The sequence below is a fragment of the Robbsia sp. KACC 23696 genome, from assembly GCF_039852015.1.
Classification (GTDB): domain Bacteria; phylum Pseudomonadota; class Gammaproteobacteria; order Burkholderiales; family Burkholderiaceae; genus Robbsia.
Genome location: NZ_CP156626.1, coordinates 1,454,041 through 1,477,765, shown reverse-complemented (window position 1 = coordinate 1,477,765; position 23,725 = coordinate 1,454,041). Strand labels below are relative to the sequence as shown.

15 protein-coding genes and 1 tRNA gene are annotated in these 23,725 nt (G+C 63.5%); 5 read left to right on the top strand and 11 right to left on the bottom strand.

The window, feature by feature from the left end:
• Positions 1–77: 77 nt before the first annotated feature.
• The 7 genes from ABEG21_RS06135 to ABEG21_RS06105 form a co-directional block, all read right to left on the bottom strand.
• Positions 78–2,150 (bottom strand): hypothetical protein, encoded by a 2,073-nt coding sequence (locus tag ABEG21_RS06135; protein WP_347556346.1) that lies wholly within the window; start codon positions 2,148–2,150, stop codon positions 78–80.
• Between the two features lie 223 nt (positions 2,151–2,373).
• The gene (locus ABEG21_RS06130; protein ID WP_347556345.1) at positions 2,374–3,087 is read right to left on the bottom strand and encodes a haloacid dehalogenase type II; all 714 of its coding nucleotides are present in this window, start codon (positions 3,085–3,087) and stop codon (positions 2,374–2,376) included.
• 127 nt (positions 3,088–3,214) lie between these two features.
• Positions 3,215–3,293: transfer RNA gene (locus ABEG21_RS06125), tRNA-Ile, on the bottom strand.
• An 80-nt stretch (positions 3,294–3,373) separates the two neighbouring features.
• Positions 3,374–5,449: an RNA polymerase sigma factor RpoD gene (rpoD, locus tag ABEG21_RS06120; protein WP_347556344.1), complete on the bottom strand. Its 2,076-nt coding sequence runs from the start codon at positions 5,447–5,449 to the stop codon at positions 3,374–3,376.
• Between the two features lie 708 nt (positions 5,450–6,157).
• Positions 6,158–8,257 carry a CHC2 zinc finger domain-containing protein gene (locus tag ABEG21_RS06115; protein ID WP_347556343.1) on the bottom strand — a complete coding sequence of 700 codons (2,100 nt, stop codon included), beginning with the start codon at positions 8,255–8,257 and terminating at the stop codon, positions 6,158–6,160.
• Positions 8,258–8,307: 50 nt separating this feature from the next.
• Positions 8,308–8,754 carry a GatB/YqeY domain-containing protein gene (locus tag ABEG21_RS06110; RefSeq protein WP_347556342.1) on the bottom strand — a complete coding sequence of 149 codons (447 nt, stop codon included), beginning with the start codon at positions 8,752–8,754 and terminating at the stop codon, positions 8,308–8,310.
• 88 nt (positions 8,755–8,842) lie between these two features.
• Positions 8,843–10,264, bottom strand: coding sequence for an aminoacetone oxidase family FAD-binding enzyme (locus ABEG21_RS06105; RefSeq protein ID WP_347556341.1), 1,422 nt, complete (start codon positions 10,262–10,264; stop codon positions 8,843–8,845).
• A 97-nt stretch (positions 10,265–10,361) separates the two neighbouring features.
• Here ABEG21_RS06105 and tsaD point away from each other — a divergent pair, with 97 nt between their 5' ends.
• A complete protein-coding gene (gene tsaD, locus ABEG21_RS06100; protein ID WP_347556340.1) occupies positions 10,362–11,501 on the top strand; it encodes a tRNA (adenosine(37)-N6)-threonylcarbamoyltransferase complex transferase subunit TsaD in 1,140 nt (379 codons plus the stop codon).
• A 107-nt stretch (positions 11,502–11,608) separates the two neighbouring features.
• On the opposite strand, the gene dxs is transcribed toward tsaD, so the two are convergent.
• Both dxs and ABEG21_RS06090 read right to left on the bottom strand, forming a co-directional pair.
• A complete protein-coding gene (dxs, locus tag ABEG21_RS06095; protein WP_347556339.1) occupies positions 11,609–13,561 on the bottom strand; it encodes a 1-deoxy-D-xylulose-5-phosphate synthase in 1,953 nt (650 codons plus the stop codon).
• Between the two features lie 145 nt (positions 13,562–13,706).
• The gene (locus ABEG21_RS06090) at positions 13,707–14,585 is read right to left on the bottom strand and encodes a polyprenyl synthetase family protein (RefSeq protein WP_347556652.1); all 879 of its coding nucleotides are present in this window, start codon (positions 14,583–14,585) and stop codon (positions 13,707–13,709) included.
• A 579-nt stretch (positions 14,586–15,164) separates the two neighbouring features.
• Between ABEG21_RS06090 and ABEG21_RS06085 the strand changes: the two genes are divergently transcribed.
• Together ABEG21_RS06085 and ABEG21_RS06080 are read left to right on the top strand one after the other, a co-directional pair.
• The gene (locus ABEG21_RS06085; RefSeq protein ID WP_347556338.1) at positions 15,165–16,268 is read left to right on the top strand and encodes an aromatic ring-hydroxylating dioxygenase subunit alpha; all 1,104 of its coding nucleotides are present in this window, start codon (positions 15,165–15,167) and stop codon (positions 16,266–16,268) included.
• A gap of 140 nt (positions 16,269–16,408) precedes the next feature.
• On the top strand, positions 16,409–17,302 hold the full coding sequence (locus ABEG21_RS06080; protein WP_347556337.1) for a sulfurtransferase: 894 nt from the start codon (positions 16,409–16,411) through the stop codon (positions 17,300–17,302).
• Positions 17,303–17,338: 36 nt separating this feature from the next.
• On the opposite strand, the gene polA is transcribed toward ABEG21_RS06080, so the two are convergent.
• A complete protein-coding gene (gene polA, locus ABEG21_RS06075; protein WP_347556336.1) occupies positions 17,339–20,134 on the bottom strand; it encodes a DNA polymerase I in 2,796 nt (931 codons plus the stop codon).
• Between polA and ABEG21_RS06070 the strand changes: the two genes are divergently transcribed.
• Entirely contained in the window at positions 20,135–20,893 is a 759-nt protein-coding gene (locus tag ABEG21_RS06070) for a TIGR00730 family Rossman fold protein (RefSeq protein WP_347556335.1), read from the top strand.
• 115 nt (positions 20,894–21,008) lie between these two features.
• Here ABEG21_RS06070 and ABEG21_RS06065 read toward each other — a convergent pair whose 3' ends face one another.
• Entirely contained in the window at positions 21,009–22,553 is a 1,545-nt protein-coding gene (locus tag ABEG21_RS06065) for an AMP nucleosidase (protein WP_347556651.1), read from the bottom strand.
• 347 nt (positions 22,554–22,900) lie between these two features.
• Here ABEG21_RS06065 and ABEG21_RS06060 point away from each other — a divergent pair, with 347 nt between their 5' ends.
• Positions 22,901–23,404, top strand: coding sequence for a hypothetical protein (locus ABEG21_RS06060; protein WP_347556334.1), 504 nt, complete (start codon positions 22,901–22,903; stop codon positions 23,402–23,404).
• The last annotated feature ends 321 nt before the right edge of the window (positions 23,405–23,725 follow it).

Sequence of the window (23,725 nt, the reverse complement as noted above, 5' to 3'; positions counted from 1 at the left end):
TTCGTTTCCTCTTCCTCGTTGCATTCGGTGCGTTGCCGGCGCGTTGGCGGTGCGTTGCGTGTCCCGTCATCAACGACTCAGGACGCTGCTGTCGAACCGCGCGCCCCGCGGCGAGGTCGCGTGGGACGTGTCGCGTCGAACCATGCCATCGTCCCGCGTGTTTCATCCGGCGACGGCATGCCGTCGGCGAACGTCCGATCATCGGTTCCTGCCAACCAGGCATCGACCGCCGCATCGGAGATCGATCGGTCCAACAGCAGATCGACCCACTGCCGGACCACCACCGGGGCAAGGTCCGCTATCGCGGCCGGCACGGTGCGATCGACCCAGCGCGACACCGCTTGTACGCGACGGTCACCGATACCGGCAGAGAACATCAAATAGGCGTCCACGCCGATGTCTGGAGAATCGATCTCGGTCGGGGTTCCCGCGCCGCTGCGATATCGGTCGGTGAGCGTGCGAAATGCCGCACGCTGGCGCCATATGAGGGAGAAGGTCCGCGGTGATATCTGCAACACGCCCACCCAATCCGGGCTCTGACCATCGATATCGACGCCCAGCGCCAACGACTCGTGCAGTATCGCGATGTACTGCACATTGAAAGGCGCGATGGTCGGATCGAGCAAGAGCGTCTCGTACCAGCCTGCGGCGAAACCGGCATCGAACATCGCCAGCAACGGCGAGTGCTGCAACGCGTCGAGGCCGCGTCGTAAATACGTTCGCGCGGCGGCATCGGTCGTTTCACGCAGCAGGATGGTCTCCATGATCCGAAACTGATGCTCGATCGACCGGCCATCGACGTAGGACGCCAGCGCGAGCGGCGACGCCTCATCGTCCTCGGACCATCCTATCGGCGGCCCCGTCTCCGATGCTTCGTCATCGGTGCTTACGTCGTCGTACACTTCCTCGTAGAAACCGTCCCGAATCCCTCGCGGCAGCGTCCGCATCAGCGCGAATTCACGCGATAAATGCGCATCGATATCGGCGAGTCGCAAGCGACCGTCGAGATAGAAATAATCGTAGATCGTCGCGGCGGAAAGCAATGGCAGCCAGCCTGCGGTCCGCCATATCTCGCACTGCGCGGCGATCGCGTCCACCGTCGCGGACGGCCTGTCCTCCTGGTCGCGCAACGCATCGTGCAGCGCGTAGATCATTCTGAATCGCGGCTGTTCCGCCAGCGGCGCATCGGCGTCGACCAAGGCCAGCGCCTGTGCCGCGTCGTAGACCTCTTCGGCACGTACCATCCTTTGCGTATAGCGGTGCCTGCTGCGCAACCCTTCGCCAAGGTGCGCGATGCCTGCCAATCCATGGCCTCGCGGCCCGATCTCCAGCGGCAATGCCGCACGCAACGACGTCAGCCACCCGCCGCGTTGCCATAGCGCCACCTGATTGCACAGGTGCGCGGCGCTGGGCCCATGTCTCAGGTCCACGCGATACAAGGCGGCCAAGACATCGATCAGTGCCTCGCACAGCGCGGCGCGACGGCCCGGCATCGGCGGGGTGACCGTATCGCTCAGCGCCGATGCCACCCGCCGCAAGCGCGCGTTATTGCGCTCGCCGACGCGGGCCGCCAGTTCCGCCGCAATATCGGGGGCGCGAACGAGCCCATCGAGAAAGGCCGCCGTTTGCGGCAGCGCCGAGGCGAGCCAGGGCAAGGCATCGGTGACGTGCCACACGTCGATTTGTCGCCTTGCCAATGTGCGGGCCGCCTGCCGACTCGGCGCGCTGTCGAGCAGCGCGGCCCAGGCTTCGCACAAGCGATCCTGCTCTGTCAAGGTGACATCGCGGGAATGCGCATAGCGCGCGAGCGGCCCGGCCGCCTCTGTCAGCGCCAATAGTTGCCCTTCGCGCAAATCGAAGAGCTGGACGAGATCGGACGTCAACGCCGGAACGGCGCAATGCACGGCGACGCGCGACACGATATCGTCGCGCGTCGTCGCATGAATGAACTGTCCCAGATAGCGTCTGATATAGGCGTTTTGCAATACGGCGGCGCCCGGGTTGCGCGTGTTTGCCGCCGTATCGGAGGCATCCTGCGCGGCGTCGTTTCGCGCCGCTCGCACTGCGCGTCCCGTTCTGCTGCCGCGTGACACCGTGCGTCCCGCGCGGTGTCGCGGCGCGTCCCGCCGCCCCTGCTCGTCCCTTTCCATCGCTCACCTCGTACAGCGCCGCCGAATGCCGAGGATCGTCCCACCCTCGCGCGTCGCCCACATAATCCGTGCAGGCACTCTCGCATTCCATCACGTAGGAGACCGAATGAATAGGAGTTTGATGCGATTTATCCGTCCGCAATATGCGTGGACGCGAGCGCCGCCCATTCATTCGGCCCCTTTCAGGCAGAGCCATGTCGGCGAAAATCGCGGCGCCAGGCGCTCAGCCGCCGCGGTGCGCGCCGGCCAGATCGCCCATGCTGTTGAATCGGAAATCGTAGGGAGGCAGCGTGCCGGGATGCATCGTCGCGCCGAAGCCCTCCTGGGCATGGCGGCGATAAATCCAGCAAGACGCCAGGCCGGCATCCTTCGCGGGGCGATGGTCGTGGAACATGCTTTCTGCCGTGTGCAAAATACGGTCCTTCCGCACGCCCATCGTCGCGAGCTTTTCCAACATATAGTCGAAATTCCGCATCGACGGCTTGTACGAGCCGATGTCCTCCGCCGTAAAGACGGCATCGAACGTGATGCCTAATTTGGCCTGGCTGTGCGCGAAGCTGTCGTTATCGACGTTCGACAGGATCACCAGCTTGTAGTGCTGCTTCAGGTAGCGCAGCGCCTCGGCGGAGTCCGGGAAAGCCGGCCAGTCGCGAACGGACCGTCCGTAGGCCGCGCATTCCTCGACAGTAACGGGGCAGCCCCACTCTTCCGCCATGCGCTTGTAGACGATCGGCAGCAGGTCGCGATAGCGCATGCCGGGCGTGTATTTCTGTTGCCCGGATTCATGCCGTGCATGGGCTTCCAGCACATCGTCGCGGCTCAAGGTCCGTTGCACTTTGTCGAGCAGCGGCCGCAGGCCGTTGAAGATACCGGTTTCCCAGTCGATCAGCGTGCCATAACAGTCAAACGTCAATGTGTCGAAATCCTGAAGCCGCATGCGTCACTCCGTGTCGTCGAGGTCTATTTGCCTGAATCGGCGTTTCACCTTAGCACGAAGGAAACCGCGGGACGACCCATAAAAGAAAACGCGGGTTGCACGAATATCGCGCAACCCGCGTGGGTACTGGTGGGCCTCCCGTGAGTCGAACACGGCACCAACGGATTATGAGTCCGCTGCTCTAACCAAGCATGAGCTAGAGGCCCGGGGCACGCATTATCGCACGGGGTGGGCGCTTATTCCAAGCAACTGCCCCATGCCATACGGCCGAGAGATCTACCAGGCCTCAATTTCCTTCAAGGAAGGACTTCAGCTTGTCCGAACGGCTCGGGTGACGCAGCTTGCGCAACGCCTTGGCTTCTATCTGACGGATCCGCTCGCGGGTCACGTCGAATTGCTTGCCGACTTCCTCGAGCGTGTGGTCCGAGCTCATTTCGATACCGAAACGCATCCGCAGCACCTTCGCCTCACGCGGCGTCAGCGAGTCCAGCACGTCCTTGACGATGTCGCGCATGCCCGAATGCAGGGCTGCGTCCGACGGCGCCACGGTGTTGCTGTCCTCGATGAAGTCGCCCAAATGCGAATCGTCGTCGTCCCCGATCGGCGTTTCCATGGAGATCGGTTCCTTCGCGATCTTCATGATCTTGCGGATCTTGTCCTCCGGCATCTCCATCTTCTCGGCCAGCGTCGCCGGATCCGGCTCGAGACCGGTTTCCTGCAGAATCTGACGCGAGATCCGGTTCATCTTGTTGATCGTTTCGATCATGTGAACCGGGATACGGATCGTACGGGCCTGGTCGGCGATCGACCGCGTGATCGCCTGACGAATCCACCACGTCGCATACGTCGAGAACTTATAACCCCGACGGTACTCGAACTTGTCCACGGCCTTCATCAGACCGATATTGCCTTCCTGGATCAGATCCAGGAACTGCAGGCCGCGGTTCGTGTACTTCTTCGCGATCGAGATCACCAGACGCAGATTCGCCTCGGTCATTTCGCGCTTGGCCTGACGCGCCTTCAGCTCGCCGGACGCCATCTGACGATTGGTTTCCTTCAAATCGCCCAGCGGCAGCACCACGCGCGCCTGCAAGTCGATCAGCTTCTGCTGCTGCTCGCGAATCGCCGGAATGTTCCGCTCCAGCACCGCGCTGTAGGCATGACGCTCGTCAACGATCGCCTGCGCCCATTCCAGATTGGTTTCGTTGCCCGGGAAGCGCTGGATGAACTCCAGGCGCGGCATCCCGCAGCGATCCACCACCGTGGACAGCAATTGACGCTCGACGCTGCGCACTTCCTCGACCTGCGCACGCAAGGTATCGCAGAGGCGCTCGACGGTACGCGCCGTGAAGCGAATCGCCGTCAGTTCCTGCTGGATGGCTTCCTGCGCACGCAGATAGGCCGTCGACTGATAGCCTTCCTTCTCGTAGGCATCGCGCATCGCCGAGAATTCGGTGCTGATCTTGCTGAACTTCTCCAACGCAGCACGCTTCAGCGCTTCGAGTTGGGCCGCATTCGCCGAGGCCTGGCGCGCACCTTCGTCGCCATCTTCCTCTTCTTCAGCGTCTTCCGCGTCGTCGCCGTCTTCCTCGTCCTCGTCGCTATCCTCGTCCGACTCTTCAGCCGCGAGTTCGGCTTCACTTGCCGCCGCTTCCGCTGCTTCGGCGTCGAGCAGGCCATCGACCAGTTCGTCCACGCGAATCTCGTCGTTCGCGACGCGCTCGGCCATGCCGAGGATGTCGGCGATCGTCGTCGGACAGGCCGAAATCGCCTGCACCATGTTCTTCAGGCCTTCCTCGATCCGCTTCGCGATCTCGATCTCGCCTTCGCGCGTGAGCAACTCGACGGTGCCCATCTCACGCATATACATCCGGACCGGATCGGTCGTCCGGCCGAATTCGGAGTCCACCGTCGACAGCGCGACTTCGGCTTCTTCCTCGACTTCATCGTCGCTGCTCGCGGCCGGCGCATTGTCGTTCAACAACAGCGTTTCCGCGTCGGGCGCCTGCTCGTACACGCGCACGCCCATGTCACTGAACGTACCGATGATGCCTTCGATCGCGTCGCTTTCGACGATGCCGTCCGGCAAGTGATCGTTGATTTCCGAGAACGTCAGGAAGCCACGCTCCTTACCCAGCTTGATCAGCGCACGCAATTTGGTGCGGCTTTCTTCAAGCTCTTCGGCCGTGCCCGGCTGATGCGACGCCAACGCGTCCTTCAACAGCGTCTTTTCTTTCGCACGACGATCACGCGCCTTGGGAGGAGCAGGAGTGGGAGATGCCGGCTTTTCTGCCTTCGCGGAATCTTCCACGGGCACCGCGACATCTTCTACAGTGGACACTTCGTTCAACGTTTTTTTCATGGAGTTCGCCATAGCGGCCTGCCTCTCATACGCTTTTGCATATGTCGATCGGCCCTGGGTTCCTTGGGTTGCACGTGCCGCGAATCGCCGCAGCCGCCCGTTTGTCGCATGCTTCGCACCGATGTGCTGTCCATTCGAAAACGGGCTGGCCGCACGCGCCGACAGCCGCCGCGTGACAGATTTACCGTGCGTTTCGTGTCGGCCATCCTCCCCGCGTTTCGCGAGACCGAAAAGGCAGCAACACACGCATTGCGTTGATGAGTGGCATCGGCCCGCGTGGTCCCCGTCCCGGCGAGAAACTCGCCGCGTACGACGCCACACGGACCAAAGCCCGCCGGCAAATCTTTCGCAGATATCAGAAACGCGGGGCGGCGCCTGCTACGCCTTCGATGCGCTACGGGGGGACCGCAGCACGCCCATTTGCCTATAAGAACCCGGCCTGTTTGTTGGCTGTCGGGGTTCCAGCAAGCGTTTCTGGTTCATCCTTCCTTGCTACTACATCCTGCTATCTGGTACCGAATTCCGTAAAATCAAGTACTTGCTCTGCTTAACTCAGCCAGCCTCTGATTTTACCGTTACCGTAAACCCGAAAGTATAGCAGCAGAAACGGTAAAATGCACGGCACACATCGATTTACCGGCGCCAACCCGCTTTGCAGCCAGCCGAATGGCGTCACATTTACCGAATCGCCCGATGAGCCGGCCGTGCTCAGGCCTCGCCGTCCTGCTCCGCGCCCCGGGCCGCCGCGGCCTGCTTCAACTCTGCCATCTGCCGGAACAACGCCGACATTTCCGCCACTTGCTCCGGCGTCAGCGGCGACTGACGCGACAATTGGTCGAGTCGCTTCGCCACATTTTCGCTGCGCATCGTCGCCAACGCCGCCAGCACTTCGGCACGGGCCCCGATCTCGGCCGCTTCCATCCGCTCCCGCGCCTGCTCCGCGCGTCGCGCGGCCAGCGCGACGGCCTGCTCGTCCTCGGGCTCGTCGGCCGCACCGGCGCCTGCGATGCCCATCAGATCGCGCACGTTCTCGTCGTAGTGCAAGATTTCCTTGAACACGTCATCGAACATGGGGGCATATTCCGACTCTCTCAAGACGTCCGATAAGAATCGGAACTCCGCCTGAGGACCCAAGGCCCGCGCATGGGTGATGACTTCCTCGAACAGCTCGCGGTGTTGCGCGCATTCGGCGATCACGTCCAGCGCTGCTTGATCGAGTACCGAGACGATCCGGGGGTACATCACCAGATTACGCAAGGCCCGCTGCTCGTTACCGGTTACCCGCCGACGCGCCGCGATCGGCGGCGCCTTCGGTCGCGCCGGCACGGCCCGCGCATCCACCGCGCACAAGGCGGCCACTTCGCCGACCGAGACGCCGAGCCGGTCCGCCAGCGCGTGCATGATCTGCAAGCGCAAGGCATTCGCCGGCATGGCCTGCAACAAGGGCTTGGCGTCGTACATCGACTTTGCCCGGCCCTCGGGCGTCCCCAGGTCCTTCCCGCCGCACACTTCGGACAGCAGGAACTCGGACAAGGGCATGGCCCGCGCGACGGCTTCGCCGAAGCCGTCGGTGCCGAACTCGCGGATATAGCTGTCCGGATCATGCTTGTCCGGCAGGAATAGGAAGGCCATCTCTCGATTGTCCGCCGCGTGCGGCAGGCTGGCTTCCAATGCGCGCCGCGCGGCGCGACGGCCGGCCGCGTCGCCGTCGAAACTGAAGACGATCCGTTCGGTCTGGCGCACCAGTTTTTGCACGTGGATCGGCGTGCACGCCGTGCCGAGCGTGGCGACCGCGTTCGGAAAACCGAGCTGCGCCAGTGCGACGACGTCCATATAGCCTTCGACGACCAGGACGAAACGCTTTTCCCGGATGGCCAGGCGTGCCTCGAACAGGCCGTACAGCTCATTGCCTTTGCTGAACAGCGGTGTCTCGGGCGAATTCAGATACTTGGGTTCGCCCTTGTGCAGGACGCGGCCGCCGAACCCGATGATATGCCCCGCCGCATTGCGGATCGGGAACATGATCCGTTCGCGGAAGCGGTCGTAGCGTCGCGCATTGCGATCGATCGGCACGGCCTCGCGGCTCTCGCGCGGATCGACAGGTGCGCGCGGCGCGCCGTCGTCATGACCCGTGGCGCCATCTTCATGACGTGCCTCGCCGCGCTCGGCGACGTCGTGCCCGGCACTCGACTCGGCGTCGCGGCCGTCGCGTTTATTGGAGACGATCAGCAGCCCCGTTTCGACCAATCGCGGATCGCGATAATCGTCGAACGCGGCCTCCAGATTCTGCCAGCCGCCCGGCGCATAGCCGAGACCGAAACGCAGCGCGATCTCGCCGGTCAGCCCCCGCCCTTTCAGATAATCGATGGCCTCCGGCGACTGCCGCAGCTGTGCGCGATAGTAGTCGCAGGCGGTGCGCATCACGTCGGAGAGCTTCTTCGCGGCCTGCCGATTATCGCTGGGCGATGCCCCCCCGCCACTGCCGCCCCGATAACCCTGCCCCTGATTCGGCCCCGGTTCGTTCGGCACATTGATGCCGAGCGATTGCGCCAGCGACTCGACGGCCTCCGGAAACGGCAGGCCGGCATGGTCCATCAGGAAACCAATGGCGGTCCCGTGCGCGCCGCAACCGAAGCAGTGAAAAAACTGCTTCGTGGGACTGACGGTGAACGACGGACTTTTCTCGTTATGGAAGGGACAGAGGCCCGAGAAGTTCGCACCGGTCTTCTTCAACTGCACGTAACGACCCACCACCTCGACGATGTCGACGCGGTCAATCAGGTCTTGCAGGAAAGCGTGCGGAATCACGTCTCAACCAATGGCACCGGGCCAGGAAAAAGTGAACCCTTCCAGCCGGATCAACTTGCCAGAGCGGCCTTGACCCGTGCGGAGACCTTCGTCATGTCCGCGCGACCGGCGAGCGCCGGCTTCAGACGGCCCATGACCTTGCCCATATCCTGCGGACCGGCAGCGCCCGACGCGGCAATGGCGGCAGCCACTTCCGCATCGATCGCGGCATCGTCGAGTTGCGCCGGCATATAGGCTTCGAGGATGACCGTCTCGGCCTGCTCGACTTCGGCCAGATCCGTGCGGCCGGCATTCGTGTATTGCTCGATCGAATCGCGGCGCTGCTTGATCAGCTTCTCGACCACGGCGGTAACGGCCGCGTCATCGAGCGTGATGCGCTCATCGACTTCACGTTGCTTGATGGCCGCCAGCAGCAAACGGATCGTACCCAGACGCTCCGTCTCGCGCGCGCGCATCGCCGCTTTCATGTCATCCGTGATCTGATCCTTCAAGCTCATCGCGCATCCACCTTGCAAACTGAAATCCGACATCCAACAGGGAAGCCCGATCCACGCCAATCGCGCGGTATCGGGCCGCGTTATGTTATCACACGAGGCCCGCCGCCACGGCAGCGCTTTCCGCCGCCGCCTGACCCGCGGCCACCCCCGACGCCCACGCCCACTGAAAGTTATAGCCCCCCAGCCAGCCGGTCACGTCGACGGCCTCGCCGATAAAATACGCCCCCGGTATCGCCTTGACTTCCATCGATGCCGAAGACAGCACGCCAGTGTCGACACCGCCGCGCGTCACCTCCGCCTTGCGCCATCCTTCTGTACCGGCCGGGAGCACGCGCCAATCGTTGAGACGACGTCCCAGGTCACGCAGCGCCCGGTCGGCGATATCGGCAAGGCGCGCATCGGCGGCGAGACCCGCGGCCTGCTCGCATGCCGCTTCGGCGCGCGCACCAGTCACCGACCCAGACTCACCGGCGCGTGACTGGCCACGCCAATCGTCGACCCAGGCTTCGGCAAGCCGCGTCGGCAACCATTCCGCCAAGACGGTGGCCAGCTGCCGACGCGAGCCGGATTTCTGCGCCAGCAGCGCCTCGGCGGCATCGACACCCGGAAGGAGATCGATCGACAATGCCGCCGGCGCACGCCAGTAACTGGAAGCCTGCAGCACGCCCGGTCCCGATAAGCCGCGATGCGTCAGCAACAGATCCTCGAGGAAACGCGGCGGCGCATCCGCGGCGCCCCGCTTGCCTTTGCGGGCGCCGCCCGACACGCTCGCACCGACGCCATTCCCGGCACCATTGCCCCCCTCACCTCCGACGACCGTGATCCCCACTTCGAGCGACAGGCCGGACAAGGCGGCAAATGGCGCCCACTGCGTGGCGGCGAACGTCAACGGCACCAGGGCCGGCTCGGTCGTCACTACCGGCAAGCCCCACTGCGCCGCGAGGTCGAACGCGAATCCGGTCGCGCCGATCTTCGGAATCGACAGACCGCCCGTCGCGATCACCACCGCATGGGCCGCGATGTCGCCGGCATCGGTGACGATGACGAAGCGGGGCGCGGCGACGCCGTCGGGCACGGCATCGGTCGGCAGCGCCGCATCGAGGCGGCGCACGGCGGCGATCCGTACCGGATGACGGACCGACACGCGACCATTGGCGCATTCCGCCAGCAGGACATCGATGATTTCCTGGCTGCTGTGATCGCAGAAAAGCTGGCCGCGATGTTTTTCGTGCCACTTCACATGGTGGCGACGCAGCAGCGCCAGGAAGTCCGTCGGGGTATAGCGGCTCAGGGCGGAACGCGCGAAATGCGGGTTGCGCGACAGGTAATTCGCCGGCGCGGCATCGCGGTTCGTGAAATTGCAGCGCCCGCCCCCGGAGATCCGGATCTTTTCCCCGATGCGGTCGGCATGGTCGAGCAACACCACCCGCCGGCCTTGCTGGCCGGCAACGGCAGCGCTCATCATGCCGGCCGCGCCGGCGCCGATCACGGCGATATCAAAATATTCCATGGACGGATTGTAGCCGCCCCGCTGCTATACTGGCGGCGCTTTGCCCCTCCCCGCTGTCCGATTCGTTTTTGCACTGGCCTCGCGCCAGGTTTCCCCCATGTTAGTCCTTGGCATAGAAAGTTCCTGCGACGAAACCGGTGTCGCGCTGTACCGTCATCCGGACGCCGCTACGACAACCGCACCGCTGCCCGATATGCGCGCCGGCCTGCTTGCCCATGCGCTGCACTCGCAGATCGACATGCACCGCGAATATGGCGGTGTCGTGCCGGAACTCGCCTCTCGCGACCACATCCGGCGCGCGCTGCCCTTGCTGGAGACGGTGCTGCGCGACGCCGGCGTGACGAGTGCCGAGATCGATGCGATCGCCTACACGGCCGGCCCCGGCCTGGCCGGTGCGCTGCTGGTGGGTGCCAGTGTCGCCAACGGGCTGGGGTTCGCCTGGCGCAAGCCGGTCATCGGCATCCACCACCTGGAAGGGCATCTGCTCTCGCCGCTGCTGGCTGAAACGCCCCCCGCCTTCCCCTTTATCGCCTTGCTGGTCTCGGGCGGCCATACGCAGTTGATGAGCGTACGGGGCGTCGGCGAATACGAGATTCTCGGCGAAACGCTCGACGACGCCGCCGGGGAAGCATTCGACAAGACCGCGAAATTGCTCGGCCTCGGCTATCCGGGCGGCCCCGCGGTGTCCGCCCTTGCGATGCAGGGGACGCCGGGCGTGGTCGTGCTGCCCCGCCCGATGCTGCATTCGGGCGACCTGGATTTCAGCTTCAGCGGCTTGAAGACGGCGGTGCTGACGCAGGTAAAGCAGCGCATCGGCGCGATCGATCATCGCGGTAATGTCGAAAGCGCGGCGCCGACCGACGGCGACGACCCGCACGCACAGGCGCGCGCCGACATCGCGCGCGGGTTTGTCGATGCGGCCGTGGACGTGCTGGTCGCGAAATCGATCGCCGCGCTGAAGCGCACCGGTATGAAGCGGCTGGTGGTGGCCGGCGGCGTCGGCGCGAACCGGCAACTGCGGGAAGCGCTAAACACCGCGACGCAACGTCGCGGCTTCACCGTCCACTATCCGGAATTGGCGTTGTGCACCGACAACGGCGCGATGATTGCGCTCGCGGGCGCACTGCGCCTCGCACGCTGGCCGCACCAGGCGGCGTACGACTATCGCTTCTCCGTCAGTCCACGCTGGGAACTGGGGCAGGAGCGCGAAGAGAAGCGCGTCTCGCCGCAGCCTTGACGAGCATCGCGCCGGAATGAAAAAGAGCGGAATCCCGTAAAGGATCCCGCTCTTTTTTTCGCCGTCGCGTCCACCCTGAAAGCGAACGCGACGAACGCAACACCTTATCAGGCGACCAGCTTGGCCTTGTTGCCCTGCTGTGCCGTCGCCGCGCCATCGGTCGTCACTGCCGCGTCGAGAAAGCGCGTCTTGATCGATGCCGTGATACCGGCCGCGTCGAGTCCGCACAGGGACAGCAGCTTGGCCGGATCGCCATGGTCGATGAACTTGTCCGGCAGACCAAGTTGCAGCACCGGCAACGCCGCGCCGATCGACGCCAGGTACTCGAGGCAAGCCGAACCGGCGCCGCCCATCAGGCAGCCCTCTTCCACCGTCACGATGGCGTCGTGCGTGGCCGCCAGCGAGGTCAGCAATTCGCCGTCGATCGGCTTTACGAAACGCATATTGACGACGGTCGCATCGATCGCCTCGCCTGCCACGATACTCGGCGCCACCATCGTGCCGAATGCCAGGATCGCGATCTTCGGCGCCTGCCCGGCCTTGCCGTTCGCGCCCCGTTGCGGCAACGTCGACTCGCGACGCACCTGACCCTTGCCTACCGGTACGCCAGTCATCTGCTTGACCGTCGCCACACCGGCGCCGGCACCGCGTGCATAACGCACGGCGGCCGGCGTGCCCATTTGCGTCGCCGTGTAGAGCATCTGACGACATTCGTCCTCGTCCGCCGGCGCCATGACGGCCATGTTCGGAATGCAGCGCATGAAGGCGATATCGTAGGCGCCCGCATGCGTTGCACCGTCGGCGCCCACCAGGCCCGCGCGGTCGATCGCGAACACCACCGGCAGATTCTGCAGGGCGATATCGTGAATCAACTGGTCATAGCCGCGTTGCAGGAAGGTCGAGTAGATCGCGACGACCGGAATCATGCCTTCCGTCGCAATCCCGCCGGCGAACGTCACCGCGTGCTGCTCGGCGATGCCGACATCGAAATACCGTTCCGGGAAACGACGCTCGAATTCGACCATGCCCGAGCCTTCCCGCATGGCCGGCGTGATGCCGACGATGCGCTGGTCCAGCTCGGCCATGTCGCACAGCCATTCGCCGAAGACCTGCGTATAGGTCTTCTTGCCGGCCGGCGCAGGCTTGATCCCTTCGGCCGGATTGAACTTGCCCGGGCCGTGGTACAGCACCGGATCGGCCTCGGCCAGCTTGTAGCCCTGACCCTTCTTCGTCACCACGTGCAGGAACTGCGGCCCCTTCAAGGCCTTGATGTTCTGCAACGTGGGGATCAGCGAATCCAGATCGTGGCCGTCGATGGGCCCGATATAGTTGAAGCCGAATTCCTCGAACATCGTCGCCGGACCGACCATGCCCTTCGCATGCTCTTCGAAGCGACGTGCCAATTCCAACACCGGCGGCGCCACGCGCAACACGCGCTCGACGCCCTTGCGCGCGGCCGCGTAGAACTGCCCGGACATCAGACGGGCGAGATAGCGGTTCAGCGCCCCCACCGGCGGCGAGATCGACATGTCGTTGTCGTTCAGGATGACCAGCAGCGGCAGGTCGTCCGACACGCCGCCGTTGTTCAACGCTTCGAACGCCATGCCGGCCGTCATCGCGCCATCGCCGATCACGGCGATCGCGGTCCGATCTTCGCCTTTGATGCGCGCCGCGGTCGCCATCCCGATCGCCGCCGAAATCGACGTGCTCGAGTGCGCGGTGCCGAACGTGTCGTACGGCGACTCGTCGCGCTTCGGGAAACCGGAAATGCCGCCGAACTGCCGCAACGTCGGCATCGCGTCGCGACGGCCCGTCAGAATCTTGTGCGGATAAGTCTGGTGACCCACGTCCCAGACGATGCGATCGTCGGGCGTATTGAACACATAGTGCAAGGCGATGGTCAGCTCGACCGTACCGAGATTCGACGACAGATGCCCGCCGGTCTGCGACACGCTTTGCAACACGTATTCGCGTAATTCGTCGGCGAGTGGACGCAGCGCGCTCACATCCAGTTGGCGCAATGCAGCCGGGTCGTCGATGGTTTTCAGCAAGTCGTACATGACAGTTTTCGTTTGGCGCCGCCCTCTCGGCGGCTGTGAAGCAAGGGACCCGCTATGCGATATCACTGCCTAAGTGCTTGGCAGGACGCCGCAATTCGCCCGTTGCCGCAGTGCAGCAACGGCAATTCGCCGTAGCGGAAAGCGCCTAGTATGCGCGCTGAACCACTAATTCGGCCAGTTCAGACAAACGCTGCGCGCGCGCGCCGAAAGGCAGCAAGGCCTGATTCGCCTCCGCCTGCAGCTGCCGCGCCAACGCCCGCGAGGCGTCGAGGCCCAGCAGCGAGACATAGGTCGGCTTGTCGGCGGCGGCATCCTTTCCGGCCGTCTTGCCCAACGTGGCGGAATCGGCTGTCACGTCGAGGATATCGTCGACGACCTGAAACGCCAGGCCGATCGCACTCGCATACACATCGAGGGACGCCAATGCCGCATGGCTGGCCGTCGCGTCGGCATCGGACGCACCGCACATCGCACCCAAGCGGACCGCCGCGCGCAACAGCGCTCCGGTCTTCAAGCGATGCATATTTTCCAGCTGCTCGCGCGTCAGCTTCAAGCCGACCGATGCCAGATCGATTGCCTGACCGCCCGCCATGCCTTGCGAGCCGCTCGCCATCGCCAGCTCGGCAACCAGGCCGGCACGACGCGCGGCCGGGATCGCCTCGTCGCAGAGCGTCAAGAACGCTTGCGTCTGCAATGCATCGCCCACCAGCAGACCGGTCGCATCGTCATATTGGACGTGCACGGTCGGCTTGCCGCGACGCATCGCGTCGTTGTCCATCGACGGCAGGTCGTCATGCACCAGCGAATAGACGTGAATCATTTCGAGCGCTGCGGCGGCCGCATCCAAGGCCGCCACCGGTGCATCCAACGCTTCGCCGGCGGCGTGGCACAGCAGCGGCCGCACGCGCTTACCGCCGCCCAATGCGGCATAGCGCATTGCTTCGTGGAGGCGTTCCGGCGCCTGCGTCGCGGCCGGCAGATAGCGGTCCAGCGCCGACTCGGTCCGTGCCTGTACATCCTTCATCCAGTCATTGAAAGACTGGGCGGCGCGCGCCCCGCTGGATTCGTTCATCTGTTGCGTCATCTCGTCGTCGCTCCGGCAGGCCGCGTCGACGGTAGTGCTCATGCCTGTTTCGGCTTGCATCGCTTCGTCCCGCGGCGCTATCCGCCTGTTTTTGCCTGTTTTTCTACCGCGTCGGCGCCGCGCCGCACGCACCGCCGTGTATCGTGAGTTTCGTCCCTTGGCCTTTCGCCGAAGACCGTCCGCGCGGTCGAAAATCGCCGCTTCCTGACGGGCAGTAAGGGATAAATGCGGCATTTTACGGCAAACACGGATCGCCCGTGCGGTTGCCCGCTTCGGCAAGGATGCAACACCAAAGTGCGTCGCGGTCGTTTTTGCGGAAAAGTGCCTCGATACAACGGCCCAATCGAATCAACTATTGCCCACGCATCGATAAAAGTCGATCAATATCAGACCGATGTCACACGTTAGAATAGAACGTGCTGGCGCGAATCCCTCTCGACGATTATAATCTCCGGTTCCCTAAATCGAATTTTCGATGGTTGGGTTGTTCGCTGCTTTCCACGTTTTATGGGAGTGGGAATGTCCAATCTCAGTAATACCCCGGAGCTGAAAGCGGTTCCGTCGCAACTCCCCGTCTCGGCGTACTTTGATGAAGCACTGCTGGCACGGGAGCAACAAGCGTTGTTCGCCAAAGCCCCTCGCTACATCGGTCATGAGCTGATGGTCCCGGAACCGGGCGATTATTTCGCCCTTCCCGGCGAAAACGAAGGGCGCCTGCTGGTCCGAAACCAAGATGGCACGATTGCGCTGCTGTCGAACGTCTGTCGGCACCGTCAGGCCATCATGCTCAACGGTCGCGGCAACGCGCAGAATATCGTCTGCCCGTTGCATCGCTGGACCTACGACCTGAACGGCACCCTGCTTGGCGCGCCCCATTTTCCGCAGACGCCATGCCTGAATCTGGGCAGTACCCCGCTCGTCAATTGGAACGGCCTGCTGTTCGAGGCGAACGGGCGCGACGTCCATGCGGATTTCGCCGGCCTCGGTCCGATGCGGCAGTTCAATTTCGATGGCTATCGCTTCGACCATGTCGAGGTCCATGAGTGTCGCTATAACTGGAAGTCCTTCGTCGAGGTCTACCTGGAGGATTATCACGTCGTGCCGTTCCATCCGGGGCTCGGCAGCTTCGTTTCGTGCGACGACTTGACGTGGGAATTCGGCCGCGAGTACAGCGTCCAGACCGTCGGCGTGCATAAGGGCTTGTCGAAGCCGGGCACGCCGACGTACCGAAAATGGCACGATGCCATCCTGTCGTTCCATGGCGGGAAGGAACCGCCGCATGGCGCGATCTGGATGCTCGCGTATCCAAATCTGATGCTCGAGTGGTATCCCGGCGTGCTGGTCGTGTCGACGTTGATCCCGCGGGGACCGCAACACACGACCAATATCGTCGAGTTCTATTACCCCGAGGAAATCGCGCTGTTCGAGCGTGAGTTCGTCGAGGCCGAACGCGCCGCCTATATGGAAACCGCCCGCGAGGACGATGAAATCGCCGAGCGGATGGATGCGGGGCGCAAGGTCTTGATGGATCGGGGCGTATCGGAAGTAGGACCGTATCAAAGTCCGATGGAAGACGGCATGCGCTGCTTCCATGAATACCTGCGCAACCGCCTGACTTACTGACAGTGCATGGCGCAGCGGCTTGCGCCAGGGCGGCGCGCAGTGCGGCCGGGTTCGCCTCGTCGTCCTCTCTCGAGACGACGGATCCTGTACCGCCTGTCCCGCCGCCGACTTCGCCATGCCGTGTCTTTGGAGAATGACGCATGACATCCAGCCAGACGCCTAGCCTGCCGAAATACACGACGTTGATCGATGCCACCGACTTGGCGGCGCGCATCGTCGCCGATGCCGCATCCTTATTGATCATCGATTGCCGCGCGGATCTCTCCGATCCGGAAGCCGGCCCACGCGCCTTCGCCGAGCGCCACCTGCCCGGCGCACGCCATCTCAGTCTGGACTTCGACCTGTCGGGTCCGAAGACGCCGGGCAGCGGTCGCCATCCGCTGCCGGATCGCGACACCCTTGCGGCGACGCTGGCCCAACTCGGCATGCGTGCCGACACGCAAGTCGTCGCCTACGATGCGCAGGGCGGCATGTACGCCGCCCGCCTGTGGTGGCTGCTGCGATGGCTCGGCCATGACGCGGTCGCGCTGCTCGATGGTGGCATGCCGGCCTGGGAGTCACATGGCGGCCTGGTCGAGTTCAGCGCGCCACGGGCGGCCGTAGCGGGGGACTTCGTCGCCGGTGCGCCCTTGGTGTCGGTGGTCGATACGGCGGCCGTCTTAGCCAACGTCGACGATAATGCGCGTCTGGTGGTCGACGCGCGTGCGCCGGACCGTTACCGAGGCGAGAATGAAACGCTGGACCCGGTAGCCGGGCACATTCCGGGCGCACGCAATCGCTTCTTCAAGGACAATCTGGACGAGCGCGGCCAGTTCCAGTCCCCTGCCGCCCTGCGCGCCGCCTTTGTCGCCGTGCTGGAAAACACGCCGCCCGAGAGCGCGATCATGCAATGCGGCTCGGGTGTCACGGCCTGCCACAATCTGCTGGCGATGGAAATCGCCGGCCTGCCGGGCGCGGCGCTGTATGCCGGCTCGTGGAGCGAATGGGTGGCGGACCGCAGCCACCCGATTGCCACCGGGCCTTCGCCTCGCTGAGCATTCGAGGGGGCGCATTAGCCGCCCCCCTTTTCTTCAGTGCGCCTCTTCCCAGTTGGCGCCGGCACCGACTTCGGCCACCAGCGGCACCTTCAATTCGGCGACGCCGCACATCAGCGCAGGCAACTGTGTCCGCACTTCGTCGTACTCGGCCTCGGGCACTTCCAGCACCAGTTCATCGTGTACCTGCATGATCATGCGGCTTTGTCGTTGTTCCCGGTCGAGCCAGTCCTGCACGGCAATCATCGACAGCTTGATCAGGTCGGCGGCTGTCCCTTGCATCGGCGCATTGATCGCCGCACGCTCCGCGGCCTGACGACGCGGACCATTGCCCCCGTTGATCTCAGGCAACCATAGACGTCGCCCGAACACCGTTTCGACGAAACCGTCTTCGCGCGCACGCATGCGCGTTTCCTCCATATACCGCGCCACACCCGGGTAACGGGCAAAGTAGCGATCGATATACAGCTTCGCCGCGTCGCGCGTGATGCCGAGGTTTGCGGCCAGACCGAACGCGCTCATGCCGTAGATCAGCCCGAAGTTGATCATCTTCGCGACACGCCGCTGGTCCGGTTGCACCTCGGCCAAGGGCACATTGAAGATTTCCGACCCCGTTGCTTTGTGGATATCCTCTTCGGCTGCGAAGGCGCGCAACAGACCTTCGTCCTCGGAGATATGCGCCATGATGCGCAATTCGATCTGCGAATAGTCGGCCGATACGATCTTGCAACCGGGGGTCGCGATAAACGCTTCACGAATACGCCGGCCCTCGGCGGTGCGTACCGGAATGTTCTGCAGATTCGGCTCGTTCGACGCCAGTCTTCCCGTGACCGCCACCGCCTGCGCATAGGTCGTATGCACCCGATGCGTCTCGGCATTGACCATCCGCGGCAGCTTGTCCGTGTAGGTCGATTTCAGCTTTGCCAGACCCCGATAGTCGAGCAGGACCTTCGGCAACGGGAAATCCTCGGCCAACTTCTGCAGCACCTCTTCATCGGTCGACGGCGATCCGCTCGGCGTCTTCTTGACCACCGGCAACTGCAGCTTCGTAAAGAAGATTTCGCCAATCTGCTTCGGTGAATTCATATTGAACTCACCACCGGCCAATTCATAAGCCTGCTTTTCGAGATCGAGCAACTTCAAGCCGATTTCATGGCTTTGCTTGCCCAGCAGGTCCGTATCGACGAGTACGCCGTTGCGCTCGATGCGGCACAAGACCCGTGAGACCGGGACTTCCAACTGCCGGTACACATAATCGAGGCCTTTATGCGGCGCGATCTGCGGATACATCGCGTAATGCAGACGCAGCGTGATATCGGCGTCTTCGGCGGCGTAGTCCGAAGCCTGCTGCACATCCACTTCGTCGAAGCCGATCTGTGAGGCACCTTTGCCGCAGATCGCCTCGTACTTGATCGTCGTCACGCCCAGATGCCGGCTCGCCAACGTATCCATATCGTGCTTGTGATGCGATTCGAGCACGTAGGACTGCAGCAAGGTGTCATGCACGACGCCCTGCAAGGCGATGCCGTAATTCGCCAGCACCTGCTCGTCGTACTTCATATGCTGACCGACCTTCGGCTTGTCCCGGCTTTCGAGCCAGGGGCGCAACCGCGCCAGCACTTCGTCGAACGGCAGTTGCTCGGGCGCGCCCGGTCCGCAATGCGCGAGCGGCAGATAGGCCGCCTGCCCCGGCGTCACGGCGAACGACATCCCGACAAGGCGTGCCACCATCGGATCGAGTGCCGTCGTCTCCGTATCGAAAGCCGTCAGCTCGGCGGCATCGATGCGCTGCAGCCAGCGATCGAACGTTTCCCAATCGAGAATCGTCTCGTATTCACGTTCGATATCGACCGAGGCGCCGACGACCGGCGCCGGCAGCACCGCATCGACTTCATCGCCGAACAGATTGCCGGATGCCGTCGTGCTGCCGCCTGCGCCGCTCGGACCTTCGGCGGCCTCGACTTCGCGCAACCAGGTGCGAAAGCCGTATTTGGCGAAGACGTCGCGCAGCTCGCCGTTGGCTTCGGGCCGTGCCGGCAGGCTTTCGTCGATCGACACCATATGCTCGGTCAGATCGCAGGCGGTCTCCACCGTCACGAGCTTGCGGGCGGTGGGCAGCCATTCGAGCGCGCGGCGCAGATTGTCGCCCACCACGCCCTTGATCCCGTCGGCGTTGGCCATGACGCCATCCAGATCGCCATACGCGGTCAGCCACTTAACGGCCGTTTTCGGGCCGCATTTCTCGACGCCCGGCACGTTATCGACGGTATCGCCGATCAGCGACAGGTAATCGACGATCAAGCGCGGCGGCACGCCGAATTTCTGCTCGACACCCGGCACGTCGAGCGTCTCATTGCTCATCGTGTTGACCAACGTCACCTGCTCGTTGACCAGTTGCGCGAGATCCTTGTCGCCTGTGGAGACAATGACTTTCATGCCTTGTTCCGCGGCGCGGCGGCACAGCGTGCCGATCACGTCGTCGGCTTCGACGCCGTCGACCATCATCAGCGGCCAGCCCAGCGCGCGCACCGCGTGATGAATCGGCTCGACCTGGGCCGCGAGGTCTTCAGGCATCGACGGACGATGTGCCTTGTAGTCCGCAAACATCGCATCACGGAACGTCTTCCCCTTCGCGTCGAACACGCACGCGCTATACTCTGCAGGGTACTCGCGCCTTAAGCGGCGCAACATATTGATGATGCCGTACAGCGCGCCGGTGGGTTCCCCGCCAGGACCGCGCAGATCGGGCATCGCATGAAAGGCCCTGTACAAGTAGCTCGATCCATCTACCAATAACAGGACCTTGCCGTCCAGAGTGTGTTGTTCCGACATATGAACGATAGAAAAGTGATTCCGAGTCTGCGCTCCGTCGCGGATCTCGACCGCGCGACGGCCAAGAAGGCACGAGCCTCATGGCAGATGTTCACGATTATGGCAGAGTTCGTCGAAGCCACCGAATACCTGTCCGAATTGCGGCCGGCGGTGAGCATTTACGGCTCGGCCCGCATCAAGGCCAAGGACCCGTATTTCAAGCTGACCGAGAAGATCGCGAAGAAGGTGTCCGACGCCGGCTTTGCCGTGATTTCAGGCGGCGGCCCCGGCATCATGGAAGCGGCGAATCGCGGGGCGCATCGGGGCAAGTCGCCGTCCGTCGGTCTGAATATCGAATTGCCGCATGAGCAGTCCGGCAACGCGTTTCAAGACATCTCGCTGCGCTTCCGCCACTTCTTCACGCGCAAGGTGACCTTCGTCAAGAATTCGGACGCGGTCATCGTCATGCCGGGCGGCTTCGGCACGCTCGACGAGCTGGCCGAAGTGCTGACGCTGATCCAGACGAAGAAATCGCGTCGGGTGCCGATCATTCTGGTGGGCGCCGAGTTCTGGCAGGGTCTGCTGGACTGGTTCAAGAACACCTTGCAAACGCGCAAGCTGATCGGCGAGAACGATGTCGAGGAGCTGATCCAGGTCCTCGACGATCCCGACGAGATCCTCGCCGCCATCGTGCAATTCTACGAAAGCGGCAAGGATACGAAGGCCGAGGACGAACGCGTCAAGGCCAAGTCCGAAGACGACCAGATGTTCTACCTCTGAGCCTCGGGCCTCTTCGATCGGAGGACGGCAGCGTCGTTCGATCGAAGAGGCCGACAGCGCATGGCCTGCGCCTCGATCGCGTCCGACACAGACCCGATTGACACGCGCGCCCGCCTTATTGAAACGCGACCTCGGCAAAGCTGCGCAACTTGCGGCTATGCAGTTTTTCAAGCCCGTTTTCGCGCAGCAATTCCATCGCCCTGATCCCGATCTTCAAGTGCTGGTTCACTTGCTCGCGATAGAACGAATCCGCCATGCCCGGCAGCTTCAATTCACCGTGCAGCGGTTTGTCCGACACGCAGAGCAAGGTGCCGTACGGCACGCGGAACCGGAAACCGTTTGCCGCAATCGTCGCCGACTCCATGTCCAAGGCGATCGCCCGGCTTTGCGACAAGCGCTGCACCGGCTCGCGATAATCCCGCAACTCCCAATTGCGATTATCGACGCTCGCCACGGTCCCGGTACGCATCACGCGCTTCAGCTCCCGCCCTTCCAGGCGCGTCACGTCGGCAACGGCCTGCTCCAGCGCCACCTGAATCTCCGCCAGCGGCGGCACAGGCACCCAGAGGGGCAGATCCGCATCAAGGACGTGATCCTCCCGCACATAGCCGTGCGCCAGTACATAGTCGCCGAGTCGCTGCGTATTGCGTAAGCCGGCGCAGTGCCCAAGCATCAGCCAGGCATGCGGGCGCAGCACCGCGACGTGATCGGTGATCGTTTTGGCATTCGAGGGCCCCACGCCGATATTGACCATCGTGATGCCACTGCCATCGGCGCGCTTCAAGTGATAGGCCGGCATTTGCGGCAGCCTCGGCGGCGGCATGCCACTGGCCTGGCAATCCGCCGGCAACGTCCCTTCGGCGCGGTTCGCATTCGGCGTGATCACGTCGCCGGGCTCGACGAATGCCGTGTAGGCGGCGCGGCGTGCCTGCTCTGCCGGATCGTCCACGCGCTCCATCAAGTCACGTCCCATCCGCACGAATTCGTCTATATAGAACTGGTAATTCGTATAAAGCACATAGTTCTGAAAATGCGTCGGCGAGGTGGCCGTGTAGTGCCGCAGCCGATGCAGCGAGAAGTCGACACGGGGCGCGGTGAAGAGCGCCAAGGGCTGCGGTGCGTCGGGACCCGGATCGTGCGTGCCGTTGACGATCGCATCGTCGAGCTGCGCGAGATCGGGCGTATCGAAGTGCCGGCGCAAGGTGCGCAGATGCGCCTGATCCAGTTCGCCTTCCAGGTGGATTCCCTCGGCAAAGGCGAAATGCAAGGGCATCGGCTGGTCCGACATGCCGACTTCGATGACGCCATCCGGATGATTGCGGCGCAGCAGCGTCAGTTGTTGCGTGTAGTAGTGGTCGAACAGGTCCGGGCGCGTCACCGTGGTTTCGAACACGCCGGGCCCGGCGACAAAACCGAACGAGCGACGCGAATCCAACTCATTAGCGGCATCCACCGTCACGCGCAGCATCGGATAACAGGCCCGCACTTTTCCGGGCGGCAGCGTCTCGCCGCGCTTGAAGCGCCCGAACGCGGCCTGCAAGGTCTGCGTACTTTCCGCGTACAGCGCATTCAAACGCGCCAGGGCCGCCGCGGGATCATCGAAGCGGGTCCAGCGCTGCGCCGATGCTGCGTCGTGAGGTGAGGACGATGCCCGTGGCATCCCCGTGTTTGTGCGCACGTCTTCCTTCATCGTTCTGCCATCCTTGTTCTGCCAAGCCAAGCGACATTCTGCCCGCTGTGTGGTGACTCCATCCTGGAATGTCCTTCCGCATGACGGCGCGTTGCACCACACCGCTCGATCGATGATCGACGCCGGTGCGGCGGCGCCCGTTGGGGCCACAGTACCACGGAAGCGAGCACGTCCGCGCGGGCCCGATCATCCGTTCACGATGGCCTCACCGTGACACGGACACGACACCTTGCAAGGAACGCGCCGGACGTCACAATGACTGCCATCGCAACAGGCTCACAGTTTGCTAGAATTCCGCAAGATTCTGGAGATCCGCTATGAAATCCCTCGCGGCCGGCCTTATCGCCGGCGCCTTGATGTGCTCGGGTGCCGCTTTTGCACAATCCCCCGCCACCCCTGCCACGTCGGGCGTCTCCGATGCGCCGCCGACGCTGTCCGACAGCGCGCCGCAGGATAGCCGCACGGCCGCGCAAGCCGCCGCGGCTGAAAACGCAGCCGCGGCCCGTCAGGCCGGTGCCGCCCATCCGATGTCGGCAAACGAGGCAGCGGGCTTGCCTGACCTCGAACAGATCAACCGTCCAGGCGCGGTCGTGTCGTCGAGCGTCGAACTCAACACGATCCGCGAGCCGAGCTTCCACACCCGTGATCGCTCCGGCACCGAAGTAACCGAGTACCGCGACAAGGGCAAGCCGACCGAGATCGATGTCCGATCCAACTTCGGCACCCGCTATTCGATGTCGAACCCGGTGGACAACTCGCCGCATGTGCCGAGCAATGGCGCACCGAACGGCCGCATCCCGTCTATCAAGCTGTCTTACTGACGCTGGCCGCGAGCGGGCGAGCATGCTGCACGTCCCGCTTACCTGCCATCCCATCGCGCATTCGAACGTTTGAATCGCTTCGCGGATCGCCCTTTGCGCCGATACCCGCTCGACTCCTGCGCCGCCCGTGCCACCGGCAGCGTACGGCACGACCCCTCGCCTGAACCGCTATTTATTTGTACACGGTAATACGTCCAGTAGGCCTTATCGGCGTTCACCTGTACTGATCAATGATTGCTTGCGCGCGATCCACGGGGTACGCTGTACGTCGTTTCCGATTTGCGACTTTTTTCCCTCCCTTCTGCCTCCGGTTTTTTTCAC